The sequence below is a fragment of the Vibrio sp. MarTm2 genome (assembly GCF_027587055.1).
GTDB classification, from domain to species: Bacteria; Pseudomonadota; Gammaproteobacteria; order Enterobacterales; family Vibrionaceae; genus Vibrio; species Vibrio sinaloensis_D.
This window is the reverse complement of record NZ_JAPPTK010000002.1, coordinates 87,129-107,269: the sequence shown is the minus strand read 5'-3', so window position 1 is coordinate 107,269 and position 20,141 is coordinate 87,129. Positions and strand designations below refer to the sequence as shown.

General features: G+C 45.9%; 18 protein-coding genes. 6 read left to right on the top strand and 12 right to left on the bottom strand.

All coding sequences use genetic code 11. From position 1 onward, the window contains the following. Nucleotide 1: 1 nt before the first annotated feature. Nucleotides 2–301 carry a DUF3301 domain-containing protein gene (locus OH458_RS04890; protein WP_039477971.1) on the top strand — a complete coding sequence of 100 codons (300 nt, stop codon included), beginning with the start codon at nt 2–4 and terminating at the stop codon, nt 299–301. Here OH458_RS04890 and OH458_RS04885 read toward each other — a convergent pair. Next, a complete protein-coding gene (locus tag OH458_RS04885; protein ID WP_038140142.1) occupies nt 249–767 on the bottom strand; it encodes a GNAT family N-acetyltransferase in 519 nt (172 codons plus the stop codon). The genes OH458_RS04890 and OH458_RS04885 overlap by 53 nt on opposite strands. 832 nt (nt 768–1,599) lie before the next feature. Here OH458_RS04885 and OH458_RS04880 point away from each other — a divergent pair. The 3 genes from OH458_RS04880 (at nt 1,600) to OH458_RS04870 (ending at nt 4,635) form a co-directional block, all read left to right on the top strand. Next, the gene (locus tag OH458_RS04880; RefSeq protein WP_269977460.1) at nt 1,600–1,881 is read left to right on the top strand and encodes a hypothetical protein; all 282 of its coding nucleotides are present in this window, start codon (nt 1,600–1,602) and stop codon (nt 1,879–1,881) included. Between the two features lie 268 nt (nt 1,882–2,149). Further along, the gene (locus OH458_RS04875; protein WP_269977459.1) at nt 2,150–3,136 is read left to right on the top strand and encodes a BMP family ABC transporter substrate-binding protein; all 987 of its coding nucleotides are present in this window, start codon (nt 2,150–2,152) and stop codon (nt 3,134–3,136) included. A gap of 2 nt (nt 3,137–3,138) precedes the next feature. Further along, complete coding sequence (locus tag OH458_RS04870) at nt 3,139–4,635, top strand: diguanylate cyclase domain-containing protein (protein WP_269977458.1); 1,497 nt, start codon at nt 3,139–3,141, stop codon at nt 4,633–4,635. 64 nt (nt 4,636–4,699) lie between these two features. Here the strand turns inward: OH458_RS04870 and sucD are convergent, their stop codons facing one another. The 8 genes from sucD to sdhC all read right to left on the bottom strand — a co-directional run bounded on the left by sucD (nt 4,700) and on the right by sdhC (nt 14,329). After that, the gene (gene sucD / locus OH458_RS04865; protein WP_005476019.1) at nt 4,700–5,572 is read right to left on the bottom strand and encodes a succinate--CoA ligase subunit alpha; all 873 of its coding nucleotides are present in this window, start codon (nt 5,570–5,572) and stop codon (nt 4,700–4,702) included. Next, nucleotides 5,572–6,738, bottom strand: coding sequence for an ADP-forming succinate--CoA ligase subunit beta (gene sucC / locus OH458_RS04860; protein ID WP_004744517.1), 1,167 nt, complete (start codon nt 6,736–6,738; stop codon nt 5,572–5,574). The genes sucD and sucC overlap by 1 nt, the downstream gene beginning before the upstream one ends. 205 nt (nt 6,739–6,943) lie before the next feature. Next, entirely contained in the window at nt 6,944–8,152 is a 1,209-nt protein-coding gene (gene odhB, locus OH458_RS04855) for a 2-oxoglutarate dehydrogenase complex dihydrolipoyllysine-residue succinyltransferase (RefSeq protein WP_038190006.1), read from the bottom strand. 28 nt (nt 8,153–8,180) lie between these two features. Beyond that, a complete protein-coding gene (sucA, locus tag OH458_RS04850; protein ID WP_269977457.1) occupies nt 8,181–11,006 on the bottom strand; it encodes a 2-oxoglutarate dehydrogenase E1 component in 2,826 nt (941 codons plus the stop codon). Between the two features lie 96 nt (nt 11,007–11,102). Further along, entirely contained in the window at nt 11,103–11,813 is a 711-nt protein-coding gene (locus OH458_RS04845) for a succinate dehydrogenase iron-sulfur subunit (protein ID WP_005476046.1), read from the bottom strand. Between the two features lie 18 nt (nt 11,814–11,831). Then, entirely contained in the window at nt 11,832–13,598 is a 1,767-nt protein-coding gene (sdhA, locus tag OH458_RS04840) for a succinate dehydrogenase flavoprotein subunit (protein WP_038190004.1), read from the bottom strand. Beyond that, entirely contained in the window at nt 13,599–13,943 is a 345-nt protein-coding gene (gene sdhD, locus OH458_RS04835; protein WP_038140120.1) for a succinate dehydrogenase, hydrophobic membrane anchor protein, read from the bottom strand. Continuing rightward, nucleotides 13,937–14,329: a succinate dehydrogenase cytochrome b556 subunit gene (gene sdhC / locus OH458_RS04830; RefSeq protein WP_038140119.1), complete on the bottom strand. Its 393-nt coding sequence runs from the start codon at nt 14,327–14,329 to the stop codon at nt 13,937–13,939. Before sdhC ends, sdhD begins: the two co-directional genes overlap by 7 nt. A gap of 397 nt (nt 14,330–14,726) precedes the next feature. Here sdhC and OH458_RS04825 point away from each other — a divergent pair, with 397 nt between their 5' ends. Next, the gene (locus OH458_RS04825) at nt 14,727–16,016 is read left to right on the top strand and encodes a citrate synthase (protein WP_005476008.1); all 1,290 of its coding nucleotides are present in this window, start codon (nt 14,727–14,729) and stop codon (nt 16,014–16,016) included. 82 nt (nt 16,017–16,098) lie between these two features. On the opposite strand, the gene OH458_RS04820 is transcribed toward OH458_RS04825, so the two are convergent. Next, entirely contained in the window at nt 16,099–16,857 is a 759-nt protein-coding gene (locus OH458_RS04820; RefSeq protein ID WP_269977456.1) for a Nif3-like dinuclear metal center hexameric protein, read from the bottom strand. Nucleotides 16,858–16,979: 122 nt separating this feature from the next. On the opposite strand from OH458_RS04820, the gene OH458_RS04815 reads away from it, so the two are divergent. Beyond that, nucleotides 16,980–17,729, top strand: coding sequence for a DUF1853 family protein (locus OH458_RS04815; protein ID WP_269977455.1), 750 nt, complete (start codon nt 16,980–16,982; stop codon nt 17,727–17,729). 57 nt (nt 17,730–17,786) lie between these two features. Here OH458_RS04815 and pgm read toward each other — a convergent pair whose 3' ends face one another. Together pgm and seqA are read right to left on the bottom strand one after the other, a co-directional pair. Further along, on the bottom strand, nt 17,787–19,433 hold the full coding sequence (gene pgm, locus OH458_RS04810) for a phosphoglucomutase (alpha-D-glucose-1,6-bisphosphate-dependent) (RefSeq protein ID WP_269977454.1): 1,647 nt from the start codon (nt 19,431–19,433) through the stop codon (nt 17,787–17,789). Nucleotides 19,434–19,522: 89 nt separating this feature from the next. Beyond that, entirely contained in the window at nt 19,523–20,065 is a 543-nt protein-coding gene (gene seqA, locus OH458_RS04805; protein ID WP_269977453.1) for a replication initiation negative regulator SeqA, read from the bottom strand. Nucleotides 20,066–20,141 lie beyond the last annotated feature (76 nt).

Here is a 20,141-nt window from a genome sequence, read left to right as displayed (position 1 = left end):
TATGATCGGAGACCTCCTTGCTATTCTCACCCTTGCTATTGTCTGCTTTGCCTTTTGGCAGCAACGACGTCAGGCCGAACTGGCAAAAATGATCGCAGCAAGAAAGTGCGAGCAGATGGAGTTGCAACTGATCAGTGTGGCGTTAAAAGGCCATAAACTAAAAACGCCAGAGGGTATCTGGCGTTGGCATTCTATCTATCAGTTTGAGTTTTCATCTTTAGGCGATGACTGCTACCAAGGCTCTCTTGTTATGCAGGGATTCCACTTAACCAAGATTGACCTTCCACCGCATCGGATGTGAAAACAAACTCGTCATAAGGGCCGAATGTATCACGCTTATGTGCAGAGAACTGAAAGCCCAATTTTCTCAGCAGCTTGATAGAAGCATGATGCTCGACATTGGAGGTTGCTGATACTTGAGTCAGGTTTAAATCTCTGACTGCTTTAGGAAAAAAAGCAGCCAGTACTTCGGTCGCAATTCCCTTCCCCCAAAATGCTTTATCGAACAAATAGCCAAGCTCAGGTTTGTTGTCTAAATCACTAATGAATACATGTCCCATGTACTCGCGAGTGTGGCTATCTAATACCGCTCTGGCGTAGATATTTGGATCATGCATTACTCGTTCAAACAACTGCTTTGCAGACGACACGGTATGAGGCCCATTCATCTGAGCACGGTTTTTGGCGCAGCAATTAAGTAATAAGAAGTCTGATTGTAACGACTCGTTATAGGGGACCAATAACGAACGGCGAGTCACTATTGTCATAAGACATCCTTGTAAACAGCGTGCTGTCTATTGTTTTAATCATCACCATAGAGAACTCACATCACTAAAATGATAAACGCGAGCTATGGTAGAAAACAAAGCCGAAAAGTTATACCAACTGGACAAATATATTATTGATCTAGGTTGTTTTTTGGTCGAAGTGATAAAGAAAAAGAGTATTAAGAAAAGCCCCGACACTCACGTATCGGGGCTATAGTCTTACTCGCAGCAGTCCGGCTACAAAAGTTGCTCCATGCATCTTCCATAATAGTTGCTGATTCCATCAGCAATTTCCATTCATCGCCGTCCTAGCGGTGTCCTAATCATCCTGAAAGCCAACATTCCCCGTTAGCGCACTTCACTTGTTCCTTGAGCGGTGTCCTTAGTATCGTCCTGATACAGTCCTGCCTCTTCCAAGAGGTGTCCATCTCAATCCTTTGTCACCGATTTCCTATCGATGAACGTATCCATACAGCGTCCTTCGCATCCTGGCGATCGACTTCCTAGTCAATCAAATCTTCTTCCTGAAGATAACCGCATCCTTGGTTATTCCTATTCCGTGTCAGCATCCTTCCGACACCTTCCAATTTACTCCAACCACTTATTTAAACAATGGAGGAATGGTCATTTTTTTAAGTAACAATTGTTATACAACTCATCATTTAAATATAAATCAGACACTTAAAATGAAATCATAAGAAAACTCTTCGTATCAACTCTGCTTGTCTTACATCATTTGTAAGAGATCTCGCACGCGCGGTTACCAAAATTTCCATTCGCCAAATGTTGGGGGCCGCAGTAATATGAAGCCAACGATAGAAATGGAGGCAGTATGCTCACACAAAACGTAAGCCAAGAGCTAAAAGATGTATTAGAACAACTGCATCAAGAGGGAAAAGAGCCGACCGTTGCGCTAGTCAAGGCGCGCCTAACAACCTCAGTCCCTATGCCAGCCCTGATCACAACGATCAAAAGTTGGAAGAGCTCCAAACGAGTACCAAAAGTTGAAGTGGCAGCCGCGTCGAAGACAGAGCAGGATCGCATCAGTGAGTTGGAACAACAGGTCGCCGATCTGACTAAACGAATTGCGCAACTAGAATCAAAGTTCAGTTAATCGATGTCAGCTTCACTTTTGAAGCTGACATTCACGACATCTCAAATTCGAAATGCAATTCACCGCATATGCACCAATAATTGCGATTCAGGTCATTGTTTAGCGTCACATCTGATAATAAAATCCACACTTAACTTATTAATTGCATTACTGTTTCCTGAATCTGTGATGCCTAACTTTATGCGAAAAAGTGTGTATCAAGATGATGCTATGCGGTCATGAAATTAATCAAACATCAATCCCCCATTATTTCACTCGGATGAAACCTTTGTTTCTCCTCTTTTCACTGTGTCTGTCATTGGTAACTTCGGCAGTCGCAAGCGATGACAGCTTTAAGCCTGTTGTATTGTTCCAAGGTGAGGTTCAGCCTGGCTCATACCTGCAGCTGATCGAGCAAGGCGTGGCAAGGTTCGAGCAAAACACTGGGATTTTGGTTAAGCGAATTCATTTAAAACCCAATAATGAGAAATATCTAGCTGAGCTCGAGCAGGCGGCCAAAGACGGATTGAGTCCAATCATCGTCCAAGAATCGAACATCATCACAACCTTTCCTGATGTGGCTCTGCGTTATCCGTCTACACGGTTTATTTCGCTCGATGTCGCCTATCACGTACCCAATATCCTCGGCCTTACTTTCAGCCATGCGGAAGGAGCCTATGTCATTGGCTACCTAGCCGGTCGTAAGACTGAAAGCAATAAGCTTGGTTTTGTCGGTGGTGTAGATGTTGATGTCATCAATCAGTTTCGCTGCGGCTTTGAACTCGGCGCTCAAGATGCCAACCCGCTAGCAACGGTTAATGCGCAATATATAAACAAAGGCGCATTCTCTTGGGAAGATACTCAAGGGGCTGAGACCATCACTCAATCCTTGTTAGACCAGGGGGTTGACGTAATCTTCCCTGTGGCGGGGTTCGCAAGTTTAAGTGTGGTTGAAACCATTAAAAACAGTGGCCATGGCTTTAGCTTCGGGGTTGATTACGACTACTCTCAACGCTACCCAGAAACAACCCTAGCGTCGATGGAAAAGAAGGTTGACCTAGCCGTTTACGCCGCTCTAATGCAACTCAAAAATGGTATTTGGAATGGAAACCAGAAAAAATTTGGCGTGAAACAGGGCGTTATCTCCATCTCGTTAAATCAAGACAATCCAAACTTAAGCGAAGACGACAAGCAAGCAGTTAAGAACATCTTGCTCGATCTCAAAGGAAAAAGCAGCGTCATCTCTCAACGAATTGACCAGCGCTGTGCTAGCTAAAGATGCAAAACCTATACTCTTACGTCATTAAGAACTATTTATTGCTGACCACCATCCCATTCTTCATTTTCGGCGGGTTGGATATCGCAAACGATATTTACTTTACCCACAATGTGGAGAATGCACAATATCAACGGGTTATCGCTCAGCAACAAACCGATTCAAAACGGGCGCTACTAAACTTCGACTTATTGGAAGCAGAGCTCGTGGCAACGCGTATTTCTCAGCTCGATTACATCGTCTCAGTTACGCTCGACTCCTATCAATACGGGATGAAAATGGCGGAGATTATCAACTCCAATTCCACCAGAGGTGTCCCTCTTTACTACCCTATATTTGATGATCAACGTCAACAGATCGGCCAGCTCATCGTCGTCAAGGATTATTCAGCCTATTACACTCAAGTAATCTACAATGTGCTTCCTAGGGCTATCGGCTTTTTAGTTATCTTATGCGCTATCTCACTGCTGTTTAGCCGAATACTCACTTCTACACTGAAAAAACCATTTTTAGACTTACAGCGGTTCGCCCTGCAGATCGCAAGTGGTGACTACCAAACACCTTCGAAAACCGACTCCAGCTTTGTTGAGATCACCAATATATTCCGCGCGTTAGAGACGATGCGTGCAAAGTTAAAAGAATCAATCAGCAAGCTAAAATTGAGTGAGGAGCGTTATTCACGCACCTATAATTTGACTCAAGTCTGCTTGTTCGTTGTCAACGTAAAACATGGCAAGATCGTGCGTTCAAACCAAAAGTTCAATCAGGTACTCGAGCGAATTCCTCAATCAGTCAGACAATCAGCGCTTCAGCACTTCGTTGATGAACTGCTTACCTGCGCCTCCACCGAGAGCTTTCGACACTCACTCGACGTCGGTGGTAAACAACGATACTTTCAAATCAACCGAAGTGATATCTACAACCATGAAATTGAGTGCTCAGCGCTCGACATCACCGAACTGGTAACCGCAAAGCAGACTTTGGAGTCGCAGCTGGTTACAGATGTACTTACGCAAGTACCTAATCGCTATCGTTTTAATCAATTAATCTGGCGAGTGAACAATGGTGAGCTAAATACGGTCACTGTGCTGATGATCGACCTGAATGGCTTTAAGCAGATTAATGATACGTACGGACACGCCGCTGGTGACTATCTGCTGGTAGAAATCGCCAAGCGCATAAAGCAACAACTTAAGCTGTCGACTCAAACGGTATATAGACTTGGAGGTGATGAATTCGTCGTAACCGTCCACGATTCAATCACAAGAGATGAAGTACAAGATCTCGCCATGAGAATACAAGCAGCGTGCAGCCAGCCCGTTCAGTACATAAACAAAAGCTTTAGCGTTAGCCTAAGTATTGGTGTCGAAAGTTTTAACAGCGACATTCATCTCGACTTAGAGCGTTGCCTAAATAATGCCGACGCCGCAATGTATTTAGCAAAAACGAGCAAAACAGGTATTGTTTACGCGAGTGAACACCCTGAAAACTCCTTTTAGAAGTTAGAGTCGACGATCAAAAAAGGCTTGGTCAAACCAAGCCTTTGTTTACTAATAGGTTTGATTACCAACCTGTGATTTCACGTAGACCTTTACCGATGTCCGCTAGAGACTTCACGGTCTTAACGCCTGCTGCTTCTAGAGCTGCAAACTTGTCTTCCGCTGTACCTTTACCACCAGAGATGATTGCACCTGCGTGGCCCATACGTTTACCTGGAGGAGCAGTAACACCTGCAATGTAAGAAACCACTGGCTTAGTGACGTTCTCTTTAATGAATGCCGCCGCTTCTTCTTCCGCTGTACCACCGATTTCACCAATCATTACGATGGCTTCTGTTTCAGGGTCTTCTTGGAACAGTTTCAAGATATCGATAAAGTTTGAACCAGGGATTGGGTCACCACCGATACCTACACAAGTAGACTGGCCGAAACCTTCGTCTGTAGTCTGCTTAACCGCTTCGTAAGTTAGTGTACCTGAACGAGATACGATACCCACTTTACCTTTCTTGTGGATATGACCAGGCATGATACCAATCTTACACTCGTCTGGAGTGATTAGACCCGGACAGTTAGGACCGATCATGCGAACACCAGTCTCTTCTAGCTTCACTTTTACATCGATCATGTCTGTTGTAGGGATACCTTCCGTGATTGTTACGATAAGCTCAATGCCTGCATCAATCGCTTCTAGGATTGCATCTTTACAGAAAGGTGCTGGCACGTAGATTACCGTCGCTGTTGCGCCAGTTGCCTCAACAGCTTCACGTACTGTGTTGAATACAGGTAGGCCTAGGTGAGTTTGACCGCCTTTACCTGGAGAAACACCACCTACCATTTGTGTACCGTATGCGATAGCTTGCTCAGAGTGGAAAGTACCTTGACCCCCAGTGAAACCCTGACAGATTACTTTCGTGTCTTTATTAATTAGTACAGACATTATTTGCCCTCCGCAGCAGCAACAACTTTCTGAGCTGCGTCAGTTAGCGACTCAGCTGCAATGATATCAACATCAGAATTAGCAAGAACTTCGCGACCTAGGTCTGCGTTAGTACCTTCTAGACGAACAACTACTGGTACGCTTACGCCTACCTCTTTAACCGCACCGATAATACCTTCAGCAATCATGTCACAACGCACGATACCACCGAAGATGTTGACTAGTACTGCTTTTACATTGTCATCAGATAGGATGATCTTGAATGCTTCTGCTACACGCTCTTTCGTTGCGCCGCCACCTACATCTAGGAAGTTAGCTGGCTTGCCACCGTGTAGGTTTACGATATCCATCGTACCCATTGCTAGGCCTGCACCGTTAACCATACAGCCAACGTTACCGTCTAGTGCTACGTAGTTCAGTTCCCACTGAGCAGCATGAGCTTCACGCTCATCTTCTTGCGAAGGATCGTGCATTTCACGTAGCTTAGGCTGACGGTACATAGCGTTTGAATCGATGTTGATCTTACCGTCAAGGCATAGCAAGTTGCCTTCACCAGTAATAACAAGAGGGTTGATCTCTAGTAGAGCAAGATCGTATTGAGAGAACATGTTGCCAAGACCCATAAAGATCTTAACAAATTGTTTGATTTGGTCGCCTTCAAGACCTAGCTTGAATGCTAGCTCACGGCCTTGATAAGCTTGAGGGCCGACTAGTGGATCGATAGCTGCTTTGTGAATCAACTCTGGAGTTTCTTCTGCAACTTTCTCGATTTCTACACCACCTTCAGTAGAAGCCATGAATACAACTTTACGCGTTGCGCGGTCTACCACTGCACCTAGGTATAGTTCGTTCGCGATGTTCGACGCTTCTTCAACTAGGATTTTTGTTACAGGCTGGCCGTTTGCATCTGTTTGGTAAGTCACTAGATTTTTACCTAGCCACTTCTGTGCGAACTCTTTCACGCCGTCTTTCGTGTCGTGCAGTTCAACACCGCCCGCTTTACCACGTCCACCAGCGTGAACCTGACATTTAACGACTTTCTTCTCTGTAGAAATACGACCCGCAGCTTCGAAAGCTTCTTGAGGTGTATCACACGCGTAACCTTCCGGTACAGGCAAACCGAATTCTGCAAACAGCTGTTTGGCTTGGTATTCATGCAAATTCATTTTGATATTCCGTTTATTTTCCCTTAAGGGATTATTATTTCCATAACGCCGCTATGTTGCGGGCGTCTGTAGGGTCTTCTCAAATAAATCACTAATTATTTCAACAACAAATAGTGACTCAAGTGAAGGCCAGACGCTGAGCCAGTCTAGCCTTTGAAACTATCGAACGTCTAGTTACCAACGGCAACTAGACGTTTTAGCGATATTAAACGTCTAATAGCAGACGTGCTGGATCTTCTAGTAGCTCTTTAATGGTTACTAAGAAGCCCACTGACTCACGGCCATCGATTAGACGGTGGTCGTAAGATAACGCTAGGTACATCATAGGTAGAATTTCTACTTTGCCATCAACTGCCATAGGACGCTCTTGGATCTTGTGCATGCCAAGAATTGCAGATTGCGGCGGGTTGATGATTGGCGTAGACATTAGTGAACCAAATACACCACCGTTAGTGATAGTGAAGTTACCCCCCATTAGTTCATCAACCGTTAGCTTGCCGTCACGGCCTTTGATTGCTAGCTCTTTGATGCCTTTCTCTACGTCAGCAAAACCTAGTGTGTCGCAGTCTTTCAGTACTGGCGTTACTAGACCACGTGGCGTAGATACCGCCATGCTGATGTCGAAGTAGTTGTGGTAAACAATGTCATCACCGTCGATAGACGCGTTCACTTCTGGGTAGCGTTTTAGTGCTTCCGTTACCGCTTTCACGTAGAAAGACATAAAGCCTAGACGAATACCGTGACGCTCTTCGAACTGGTCTTTGTACTGCTTACGAAGGTCCATGATTGGCTTCATATTCACTTCGTTAAACGTCGTTAGCATTGCCGTGTTGTTCTTCGCTTCTAGAAGGCGGTTTGCAACAGTCTTACGTAGGCGAGTCATTGGTACACGTTTTTGGCTACGAGCCGCTGCTGGCGCTTCTACTGCTGCTGGAGCTTCTGCTTTAGGCGCCGCTTTCGCATTCGCTATGTGAGCTTCAATATCTTCACGAGTAATACGACCACCCACACCAGTGCCTTTCACTTGGCTAGCTTCTAGGCTATGTTCAGCTAGAAGACGGCGAACAGCTGGGCTTAACGCATCGTTGCTTTCCTCAGTTAGAGACGCTTTGTGGCGCTTATCTGGAGACGCTTCTGTTGATTCAGTTGTGTCCGTCGTAGGCTCGCCAGCAACTGCACCTGGTTTAAGCTTAGCAATTAGCTGCTTAGACAGTACTGTCGCGCCTTCTTCCTCGATGATTGCTTCAAGTACGCCCGCTTCTGGAGCTGGTACTTCAAGTACAACTTTGTCTGTTTCGATATCAACCAGAACTTCATCACGCTCTACCGTGTCGCCTGGTTGTTTGTGCCATGTCGCTACTGTAGCGTCAGCGACAGATTCAGGTAAATCTGGAACCAGAATTTCAATTGTCATATCGGTTTCTTCCTTTAACTTCTAGTTCTTAGTCCGAAGTTTTTGTATTCACGTTTAGTGCGTCTTCAACTAACGCTTTCTGTTGTTTCAAGTGTACTGACATGTAACCTACTGCAGGTGATGCTGATGCTGGACGACCAGCGTATTTAAGATCTGCACCTGCTGGAATGGCAGCACGGAAGTTATGTTGACTACAGTACCAAGCACCCTGGTTTTGAGGCTCTTCTTGACACCATACAAAGTCTTCTACATTGGTGTACTGTTCGATCGCCGCTTTCACTTCATCCATCGGGAATGGGTATAGCTGCTCAATACGAACAATTGCCACATCGTCTTGCTCATTATTGCGACGCTGTTCTAGAAGGTCGAAGTAAACCTTACCTGAACAGAACACAACACGTTTCACTTTCGATGCGTCCAAGTTGTCGATTTCTGGAATCGCTGGCTGGAATGTACCTTCCGCCAGATCCTCTAATGTCGACGTACACAGTGGGTGACGAAGCAGTGACTTAGGTGACATAACAACCAATGGTCGGCGCATTGGGCGAACAACCTGGCGGCGAATCATGTGGTAAACCTGCGCCGGAGTTGATGGAACAACAACCTGCATGTTTTGCTCAGCACACAACTGAAGGTAGCGCTCTAAACGTGCGGATGAGTGCTCTGGACCTTGCCCCTCATAACCATGTGGAAGAAGCATAGTCAGACCACATAGGCGCGCCCATTTCTGCTCACCAGACGAGATGAATTGGTCAATAACGACCTGAGCACCGTTGGCAAAGTCACCAAATTGTGCTTCCCAAAGGGTTAAACCACCTGGTTCTGCTGTCGCATAGCCATACTCAAATGCGAGTACCGCTTCTTCTGACAATACAGAGTCGAAGACCTGGAAAGGGCCTTGCTTGTCGTGAATATTTGCAAGAGGAACAAACGTGCTAGCATCATTCTGGTTATGAAGTACGGAGTGGCGATGGAAGAAAGTACCACGCCCAGAGTCCTGACCCGAGATACGGATACGCTTGCCATCGTCGACAAGTGTCGCATATGCCAACGTTTCAGCCATACCCCAGTCAATCGCTTTCTCACCACTAACCATCGCTTTGCGATCATTGTAGAGCTTGTTAACTCGACTTTGCAGCTTGTGGCTCTCTGGGTAGTTACACAAGCGTTGACCAAGCTCAACTAAGCGGGTCGTATCAAACTTGCTGTTCCACTCTACGTCCCAGTCATGCCCTAAGTATGGAGACCAGTCAACCGAATGCAGAGCCATCGGACGCCACTCTTTAACCACAACTTCACCATGGTCAAGCGCATCGCGATACTCGTTGACAAGTTGAGTAGCGGTATCAATACCGAGAACACCTTTTTCCATTAGCACATCAGCGTATAGCTTGCGTGGTGTTGGGTGCTTCTTAATCTTCTGGTACATCAGAGGCTGAGTCGCATTAGGCTCATCCGCTTCATTGTGGCCGTGACGGCGATAACAAACCAGATCGATCACAACATCACGCTTGAACTCATTTCGGTAATCCAGCGCGATACGAGTTACAAAAGCAACCGCCTCTGGATCATCAGCATTCACGTGGAAAATTGGTGCCTGTACCATTTTAGCGATGTCAGTACAGTACATGGTCGATCGGGTGTCATTAGGATTGGAGGTTGTGAAACCAACTTGGTTGTTCACAACGATACGCACAGTACCACCAACGCAGAAACCGCGAGCTTGCGACATATTGAATGTCTCTTGCACAACCCCTTGACCCGCTATTGCAGAGTCACCGTGAATGGTAATTGGTAGAACTGTACTGCCTGTCGTGTCGCCTAAACGGTCTTGGCGCGCACGAACTGAACCAATAACTACTGGGTTTACAATTTCAAGGTGAGACGGGTTAAACGCTAACGCTAAGTGAACATCACCACCTGGCGTTGCGAAATCCGCAGAGAAACCTTGGTGATACTTAACGTCACCCGTACCCCACGTTTCATCGTGCTTACCAGCAAACTCATCGAATAGGTCTTGTGGTTTCTTACCCAACACGTTAACCAACATGTTCAGGCGTCCACGGTGAGCCATGCCGATAACCACTTCACGCATTCCACTCGCACCCGCGTGACGAATCAACTCTTTCGTCATCGGAATCAGCGCATCACCGCCTTCTAATGAGAATCGCTTCGCACCCGGGAATTTTGCACCTAGGTAACGTTCTAGGCCTTCAGCTGCTGTCAGCTCATCTAGGAAGGTTTGCTTTTCTTCATTAGTAAAAGAAGGCTGACCAACTACAGACTCTAAACGTTGCTGGATCCAACGCTTCTGCTCTGTGTCTGTCATGTGCATGTACTCTGCACCGATAGAACCACAGTAGGTTTTTTTAAGAGCTGAATAGATATCTTTCAACGGCATGGTCTCTTGGCCAACGGCAAAAGAACCTACGTTGAAAGTCTCTTCGAGGTCATCTTCGGTAAGATTGTGGAATGCTGGGTCAAGCTCAGCCACAGGTGGGCGTTGCCATAAACCAAGAGGGTCAAGCTGTGCCGCTTCGTGTCCTCGGAATCGGTAAGCATTGATTAATTGGAGTACTTTTACTTGTTTAGCGTCGACATCTGGATCACTAACCTGGACACTGTAATGCTTTGTTTCTTGAGCGAGTCGTCGGAAGTAGTCACGGACACGCGAATGTGGTTGTTCAACCACTTCTTCTGATGGCTTAGGTAAACCATCAAATACGCGTTTCCACTCCTCACTTACCAGATCGGGGTCACTTAGATACAGTTCGTAGAGGTCCTCTACATAAGTTGCATTGGCGCCAGCCAAGTGTGAAGACTCGAGCCATGCCTTCATCACGCCGTTGTGCATATTTTCCCTTAACCAGTAGTTTTCACGTTTGCTTCGGTCTTATGCCGAGCTATTAAGAGCCGACCCGTTGGTGGGTCGGCAATTTTTGTTGTTAAATTAGACGGAGCGGTTTACCAGCATTGTCTTGATGTGGCCAATAGCTTTCGTCGGATTTAGCCCCTTAGGACAAACACTTACACAATTCATGATGCCGTGGCAACGGAAAACGCTAAATGCGTCATCAAGATTTGACAAACGTTCATCTGTCGCTGTATCTCGGCTATCAATTAGCCAGCGATACGCTGCAAGTAGACCCGCAGGGCCGATAAATTTGTCCGGGTTCCACCAGAAAGATGGGCAAGATGTTGTACAACATGCACACATGATACATTCATACAATCCATCTAAGTGAGCACGCTCATCTGGTGTTTGTAGATTCTCTCGTGAAGGTGGCAACGCACCATCATCCATCAAGAATGGCTTAACTTTCGCATAGTTATCATAGAACTGTGTCATGTCAACGATAAGATCACGCACAACAGGTAAGCCTGGTAGTGGACGAATCACTATCTTGTCTGCTTTTAGCGCAGATAGTGGCGTGATACACGCTAGCCCATTTTTACCATTCATGTTCAAACCATCTGAACCACATACACCTTCACGGCAAGAGCGACGGAATGAAATGCTCGGATCTTGCTCTTTAAGCAGAATCAAAGCATCCAATAGCATCATGTCCGAACCTTCTTCTACCTCAAGCGTGTAGTCTTTCATGTAAGGCTTTTGGTCGACATCCGGATTGTAGCGGTACAAAGAGAAATTCAGTTTCATAATTATGTCCTCCTTTCCTTAGTACGTACGAGCTTTTGGCGGGAATGCGTCACGATGAACAGGTTCCATGTTCACGTCACGTTTCGCCATCGCTTCTGTTTCCGGATTGTAAATCGAGTGACATAACCACTGCGCGTCATCACGATCTGGGAAGTCAAAACGAGCGTGAGCACCACGGCTTTCTGTACGGTAGTTTGCTGCAACAGCCGTTGCGTAAGCTGTTTCCATCAGGTTTTCAAGCTCTAGACATTCAATACGTTGAGTGTTGAACTCTGTCGATTTGTCCGCAAGGTGTGCGTTTTTCAGACGCTCGCGAATCACTTTTAGCTCTTCTAGACCTTTAGCCATTGCGTCGCCCTCACGGAATACCGAGAAGTTGTTTTGCATACACTGCTGTAGATCTTTACGGATTTGTGCTGGGTCTTCACCTTCAGTACTGTTTTCCCAACGGTTGTAACGCTCTAGAGAACGCTCAATATCGGCTTCAGTCGCTGGTTTCGCATCTGCTTGTTTCGCTAGCGTTTCGCCAAGGTGTAAACCTGTTGCACGGCCGAACACCACTAAGTCGAGTAGCGAGTTGCCACCCAAACGGTTTGCGCCGTGTACAGATACAGAGGCAATCTCACCACAAGCGAATAAGCCTTGAACTTCGACATCTGCGCCAGCTTCGTCTTGCTTAATCGCTTGACCTGATACCTGCGTTGGAATGCCACCCATCATGTAGTGACATGTTGGGATTACTGGGATTGGCTCTTTCACTGGGTCAACGTGTGCGAAGGTACGCGACAGTTCACAAACACCCGGTAGGCGTGACTCAAGCGTTTCTTTACCTAAGTGATCCAGTTTCAGTTTAATGTGAGGACCCCAAGGGCCATCGCAGCCGCGACCTTCACGGATTTCGATCATCATTGAACGTGCTACGACGTCACGACCAGCAAGGTCTTTTGCGTTAGGCGCGTAACGCTCCATGAAGCGTTCGCCATCTTTATTAAGAAGGTAACCACCTTCACCACGACAACCTTCTGTAACAAGAACACCCGCACCAGCGATACCTGTTGGGTGGAACTGCCACATTTCCATGTCTTGCATTGGTACACCCGCACGTAGCGCCATACCAACACCGTCACCCGTGTTAATGTGAGCATTAGTGGTAGACGCGTAAATACGACCAGCACCGCCAGTGGCAAGAACGGTCGCTTTAGACTTGAAGTAACAAACTTCGCCGGTTTCCATGCTAAGGGCCGTACAGCCAAGCACAGCGCCATCTTCATTCTTAACTAGATCAAGCGCATACCATTCAGAAAAGATCGTTGTCTTGTGCTTGATATTTTGTTGATACAACGTGTGAAGAAGCGCGTGACCAGTACGGTCAGCAGCCGCTGCGGTGCGAGCCGCTTGCTCACCACCAAAGTTCTTAGACTGCCCGCCGAATGGGCGTTGATAGATTTTACCATTGTCGAAGCGTGAAAATGGGAGACCCATTCTCTCTAGTTCGATTACAGATTCTGGGCCGTTCTTACACATGTACTCGATCGCATCCTGATCACCAATGTAATCAGAACCTTTGACTGTATCGTACATGTGCTGTTCCCAGTGGTCTTCGTGCGCATTACCTAGCGCTACCGTAATACCACCTTGAGCTGAAACTGTGTGTGAACGAGTTGGAAATACTTTTGAGAGCAATGCACATGAAAGGCCTTGCTCAGAGATTTGCAGTGCAGCACGCATACCTGCACCACCTGCGCCGATTACTACGGCATCAAATTCACGAACTGGAATAGACACTTACGCACCCCACAAAATAAATAGACCAGAGAAGAAATAACCTAACAACACAGCAATCACACCGAGTTGGAGGCCACCACGAAGCTTCGCGCATTTAATGTAATCCGTCAGTACCTGCCATAAGCCTATCCAAGCGTGGATAAGTACTGAAACCAGCGCTAGCATCGTGAACACTTTAGTGAACGTGCCACCAAAGAACTGAGTCCAAGATACGTAAGAAATATCTGTGAAAGCACAAAAGCTAACCAGATAAATTGTGTAAAGTGTCATGATGATCGCAGTAGCACGAATCAGTAAGAAATCGTGCACGCCATTACGACCAAAAGATGAAATATGTTTTACCACACCATGATCCCCGCTAATAATGACAATACGGCTGTCGCTGCGAATGCAACCTTAGCGCTCATTGCGCCAGATTCCAGCTCTTCAAAATGACCAAGATCCATCAACAAGTGACGGATACCACCAGCAATGTGGTAGGCCAATGCCGTTAGGATTCCCCACAAGATAAACTTCACAAAGAAGCCATCTACGATGTCGACTGCTTCTGCATAACCGACAGGAGAAGATAAGGATATGGATAGTAACCAAAGTAGGATCCCGACCGCGACAAACGTAATTACACCGGAGACACGGTGTAAGATAGATGCGATTGCTGTGATCGGAAAGCGGATGGTCTGTAAATCTAAATTAACAGGTCTTGACTTTCTTTCTTTCACGGGCTTGCTCACTCAGCTCCATTGAGCATTTATAGTTATGAACGAATTTTGGTTGCAAAACCTGCAAAAGTTAACATTTACTTAACAATCAACCCTCATATTGGACTGGGTATTTTGTAAAATATTTGTTAACAACAAGACTAAAAACTTCACCTCACATTTGTTTCAAGCCTTGAATTTATTAGGTTTCCACCAAAATTTACTGCGCCACTATACGGCTGGCAACATTCTAATACAATTGATGTAACAATTTTTGCTACACAGCACAGATTTTTAACCTTACGTGTTCAAAAAATCATAACAAGTGCACACATCAGAGGAGAGAAATTGACTTTGATAACGAATACACGTACAAAAATGTCACACAAACATCCTGGACGGATTAAATAATAAAACAAAGGAGATTGTTATGGCGGATAAGAAAGCTACCCTTCATGTTGAAGGTCAAGCGCCAATCGAACTGCCAATTATGGAAGGTGCCCTAGGTACACCTGTAATTGACGTTCGTAAACTTGGAGCGAATGGATTTTTCACTTTTGACCCAGGTTTTCTTGCCACTGCATCTTGTGAATCTCAAATCACCTACATCGATGGCGGCAAAGGTATTCTTTTGCACCGCGGTTACCCGATTGATCAGTTAGCTAATAATGCTGATTATTTAGAAGTGTGTTACATCCTTCTTTATGGTGAAGCCCCTACCCGTGAACAATACGAGCAATTCAAAACCACAGTAACGCGCCATACAATGGTACATGAGCAAATCGCAAGCTTCTTCCATGGCTTCCGTCGCGACGCTCACCCAATGGCGGTTATGTGTGGTGTGGTTGGCGCACTCGCTGCGTTTTATCACGATTCACTAGACATCAACAATGACGAGCACCGTGAAATTGCGGCATATCGTCTACTGTCGAAGATGCCAACACTGGCAGCGATGTGTTACAAGTACTCTATCGGCCAGCCATTTATCTACCCTCGCAACGATCTAAGCTACGCAGAGAACTTCTTACATATGATGTTCGCAAATCCTTGTGAAGAATATGAAGTTAACCCTGTTGTTGCTCAGGCAATGGATAAAATCTTCACGCTACACGCGGATCACGAGCAAAACGCATCTACGTCTACGGTTCGCTTGTCTGGCTCTTCAGGCGCTAACCCATTCGCATGTATCGCTGCAGGTATTGCTTCGCTATGGGGCCCTGCGCACGGTGGTGCTAACGAAGCATGTCTGAAGATGCTTGAAGAAATCGGCAGCGTTGAAAACATTCCTGAGTATGTTGAGCGCGCGAAAGACAAAGATGATCCGTTCCGCTTAATGGGATTTGGTCACCGTGTTTACAAAAACTACGACCCACGTGCTACGGTAATGCGTGAAACTTGTCACCAAGTACTGAAAGAGCTCAATATCAAAGATCCACTACTAGACGTAGCGATGGAACTTGAGCGTATCGCACTTTCTGATGATTACTTCGTGTCTAAGAAACTCTACCCGAACGTAGATTTCTACTCAGGTATCATTCTTAAAGCGATCGGCATCCCGGTATCAATGTTTACCGTGATCTTCGCTATCTCTCGTACTATCGGTTGGATTGCACACTGGAACGAAATGCACAGTGATCCTCTAAACCGCATCGGTCGTCCACGTCAGCTTTACACTGGTGAAGTACAACGTGACTTCCAGCCTATTCATGAACGTGAATAATCGCTAACAAGTAACTAAAAAAGGGTTGATGCGCAAACATCAACCCTTTCTTTTATCTTCAACATTCAAGAATATCTTGGCCCTATACGGGATTATCGATATCTATAAACTCAACATCCAAGCCATGCTCGTGTGCCAACCACTCGCCTAACGCTTTCACACCGTATCGCTCTGTCGCATGGTGACCCGCGGAGAAATAATGGATACCCATTTCACGTGCCGTGTATGTAGTACGTTCCGAGATCTCACCTGAAATAAAGGCATCTAACCCCTGCTGAACAGCTAGCTCAATAAAATCTTGACCACCACCAGTACACCAACCTACGGTTTCGATCATCTTATCCGCCCCTTCGGGAACAATATGTAATGGCGCACGTTGCAACACCTTGTTGATACGCTCAGCAAATTCTTCACCAGAAATAGCCGTCTTGAGACGACCATACATGGCAACAGATTGAGGGTGCCCTTCTATCCCTCCTTCCACTTGAATATCTAGCAGCCTTGCCAGCTCCGCATTGTTACCCAGCTCAGGGTGGATATCCAACGGCAAGTGATAGCCAAACAAGTTGATATCATTTTTAATCAAGGTGCGTATACGCTTGCCCTTCATACCGCGGATTGGTTCAGGTTCACCCTTCCAAAAATAGCCATGATGAACTAACACCGCGTCAGCATTGAGCTCAACTGCTTTGTCAATTAATGCCTGCGAAGCCGTCACGCCGGTTACGATCTTTCTTATCTGCTCCTTCCCTTCCACCTGCAAACCGTTCGGTGCATAGTCTTTGATTAGTTGTGGAGAGAGCTTCTCGTTAAGGATTCTTTCTAATTGCAAGTTGTTCATGACAGCTTCCATCTAATTGCTAACATTGTGCTTTATCTTAGTGAGCAAAGTGTATTCGAACCATAGCAACCTTACCAGCACCTCGCTACAATACCGGTGTTTGAGTAGATGTAGGTTTAAGGATGAACACTTTAGAACGTTTTTATCACTGGGTCCATGAGACGCCGTCACTGTTTGAGATAACTCCACCATTTGTCGATATCAAAGCACTGAATATCACTCCTCTAAAACAAGATGATTATCAGGGAAACCCTCGACTCGGTTTCATCTACCAACACCTATGTACAGAGCTCTTAAGGAATAGCGAAGAGTACTCGCTGCTAGAAGAAGAGATTCAAATCAACAAAACGTCAGGCCAAACATTAGGGGCGATTGATCTCATTTTAAAAAACCGTCAATCCCAACAAAATGAACATTGGGAAGTCGCCATCAAGTTTTACTTGTTACACCAAGGGATCTGGTATGGTCCTAATGCTCATGATCAACTCGATAAAAAGCTCGCTAGGATGCTCTCTCATCAACTAAAAATGAGCGCTTCCCCTGAGTTCCTTGAACAGTACCCTCACTACTCTGATCTCACTGAGCGTCTGCTAATTCAAGGGCGGCTATATATCAATCCTTTTTCACCAGAGACGACTCCGAAAGAATGCCTAGGGCTTACGATAAACCCTAACCAAATTACTGGTTATTGGTGCTATCAAAGTCAATGGGAGCTGATAGACGAACCGCTATATGAACTTGAAAAGCCGCTTTGGGCTATTGGTTTGGAAGAGTTCAATAATCCAATCGACAAACCCAATGGCCGATTTGTTCATGCTCAGACCCAAGGTGGTCAATTCTGGTTTGTTGTGCCTGATAGTTGGCCAAATTAAAGGTATAAAAAAGGGCTGACAATTGTCAGCCCTAAATAAAACAGTTCATCGCTTGAACTATAGGCCTGCGTTAGCGAATACCTGATTTACGATCTCTTGCGCTTCTGCTTCGATCTGCTTTAAGTGCTCGGCACCTTTAAAGCTCTCACAGTAGATTTTGTAGATATCTTCAGTGCCCGACGGACGCGCAGCAAACCAGCCATTTTCAGTGGTCACCTTAAGACCGCCAATCGCAGCGCCATTACCTGGAGCATGCGTAAGGCGAGCCGTAATTGCATCACCCGCGAGCGTCTCAGCCGTTACCATTTCAGCAGAAAGCTTGGACAACACGGCTTTTTGTGGGCCATTTGCCACAGCTTGAATACGGTTGTACTCAGACGCACCGTGTTTCGCTGCTAGCTCTTCGTAATATTCTTGTGGGTTCTTGCCTGTTACCGCTGTGATTTCAGCGGCTAACAGACATAAGATGATACCATCTTTATCAGTTGACCAAGGCGTACCGTCTTTGCGTAGGAATGAAGCACCTGCAGACTCTTCACCACCAAAGCCGAACTTACCTTCATAAAGACCATCAACAAACCACTTAAAGCCTACTGGCACTTCACACAGTTCGCGACCAAGATCTGCAACAACACGGTCAATCAGCGCACTTGATACTAGCGTCTTACCGACGGCAACCTCTTTACCCCAACCCTCGCGATGGCGGTATAAGTAATCGATACATACAGCTAGGAAGTGGTTAGGGTTCATCAGACCTTTTGGCGTCACGATACCATGACGGTCATAATCTGGGTCATTACCAAACGCTAGATCATACTCATCTTTAAGTGCTAGCAAGCCTGCCATCGCGTAAGGAGATGAACAGTCCATACGAACCACGCCATCTTTATCTAACGACATAAACTGGAACGATGGGTCGATGGCTTCGCTCACTAGCGTCAGGTCAAGATTGTACGCTTGAGCAATTTGACGCCAATAATCAATACCACTGCCACCAAGTGGGTCAACACCAAGCTTTAGATTCGCCTTTTGGATCGCTTCCATGTCGATAACATTGACTAGGTCATCAATGTACGGATTAACGAGATCCATTTGAACGAACAGTTCTGACGCTTTTGCATCCGCAAGCGGCATACGCTTAACACCTTGCAGTCCCTCAGCAATGAGAACATTCGCGCGATCTTGAATCGCTTTAGTAAGCTCACCTTCCGCTGGGCCACCGTGTGTCGGGTTGTACTTAATACCACCATCTTGCGGCGGGTTGTGTGATGGCGTGATGACGATACCATCCGCTTTATCTTCATGCTGAAGGTTATATGTCAGAATTGCGTGCGACACACCCGGAGTTGGAGTGTAACCATTATCTTGCTGCACAATCACCTGCACACCATTTGCGATCAAAACTTCAACAACACTTGAAAACGCAGGCTCAGACAACGCATGCGTATCTTTACCAACAAACAGAGGGCCTGTTGTGCCTTTTTCAGCGCGGACTTCTGCAATTGCCTGAGCGATTGCAAGAATATGATGTTCATTGAAAGTGGATTTGTCCGCCGTTCCGCGGTGACCGGATGTACCGAACTCGACTTTGTGATCAGTGTTTGCAGGATCGGGTTGAAGTAAGAAGTAGTTAGAGACCAAAGCAGGAATATTGTGTAAATCCTGTTGTTGGGCTTTTTCTCCAGCACGTGGGTGCATAGCCATGTTGACATCCTTTCTTAAAATTATATAAAACAAAAAACCTCATAATACTGGAAGTTACTTGAGCATTATGAGGTTTTTATCAGACTTCCTTAAATTGAGTTGACAACTTTTTCTGTCAAATCTGACGGGAAATTCATTCTTCCCATCAGTTGATCGACCATCTGCCGTTTACGACTCGTGTTTGTGTTTGTAATCACCCAAAATGGTGAATGTGGAATCGCTTTCGGTTTAGTCGTATTGCCGCTAGCTAGAAGGGTTTGCTCATCATTGGCAAAGTAAACGCGCTTACGGCCTTTCACTTGTGTTGCTTCGGAGAAACCATTTGGGTCAATGCGATGAAGAGTTGATAACACCAACATAAATCGATCAATCGCTTTTTTAAGCCCTGCAAACTCATCTGAAATCAATAAAGAACGCATCTCTTTGACAGTATCGACTGTCTCTTCCATACCTGCATCACGGCTTACGATAATGCCTTTTGGCTCAACCGGATTTGCAACAGGTGTTGGTTGCGCATTTTGACCGTCAACATTTAAAAGACGGCGCAAAATATCGGACGCACTCTCACCAATGTGTTGGGTTTGACTTGCGATGTAACGGTATAGATCCTCATCAACCTCAATTGTTTTCATTCGCTTTTCACAATCTCTATGTTTAAACTCTGGGGGATTATAGCGAGATCTTTACAGAGACTCTACGGTTAACCTG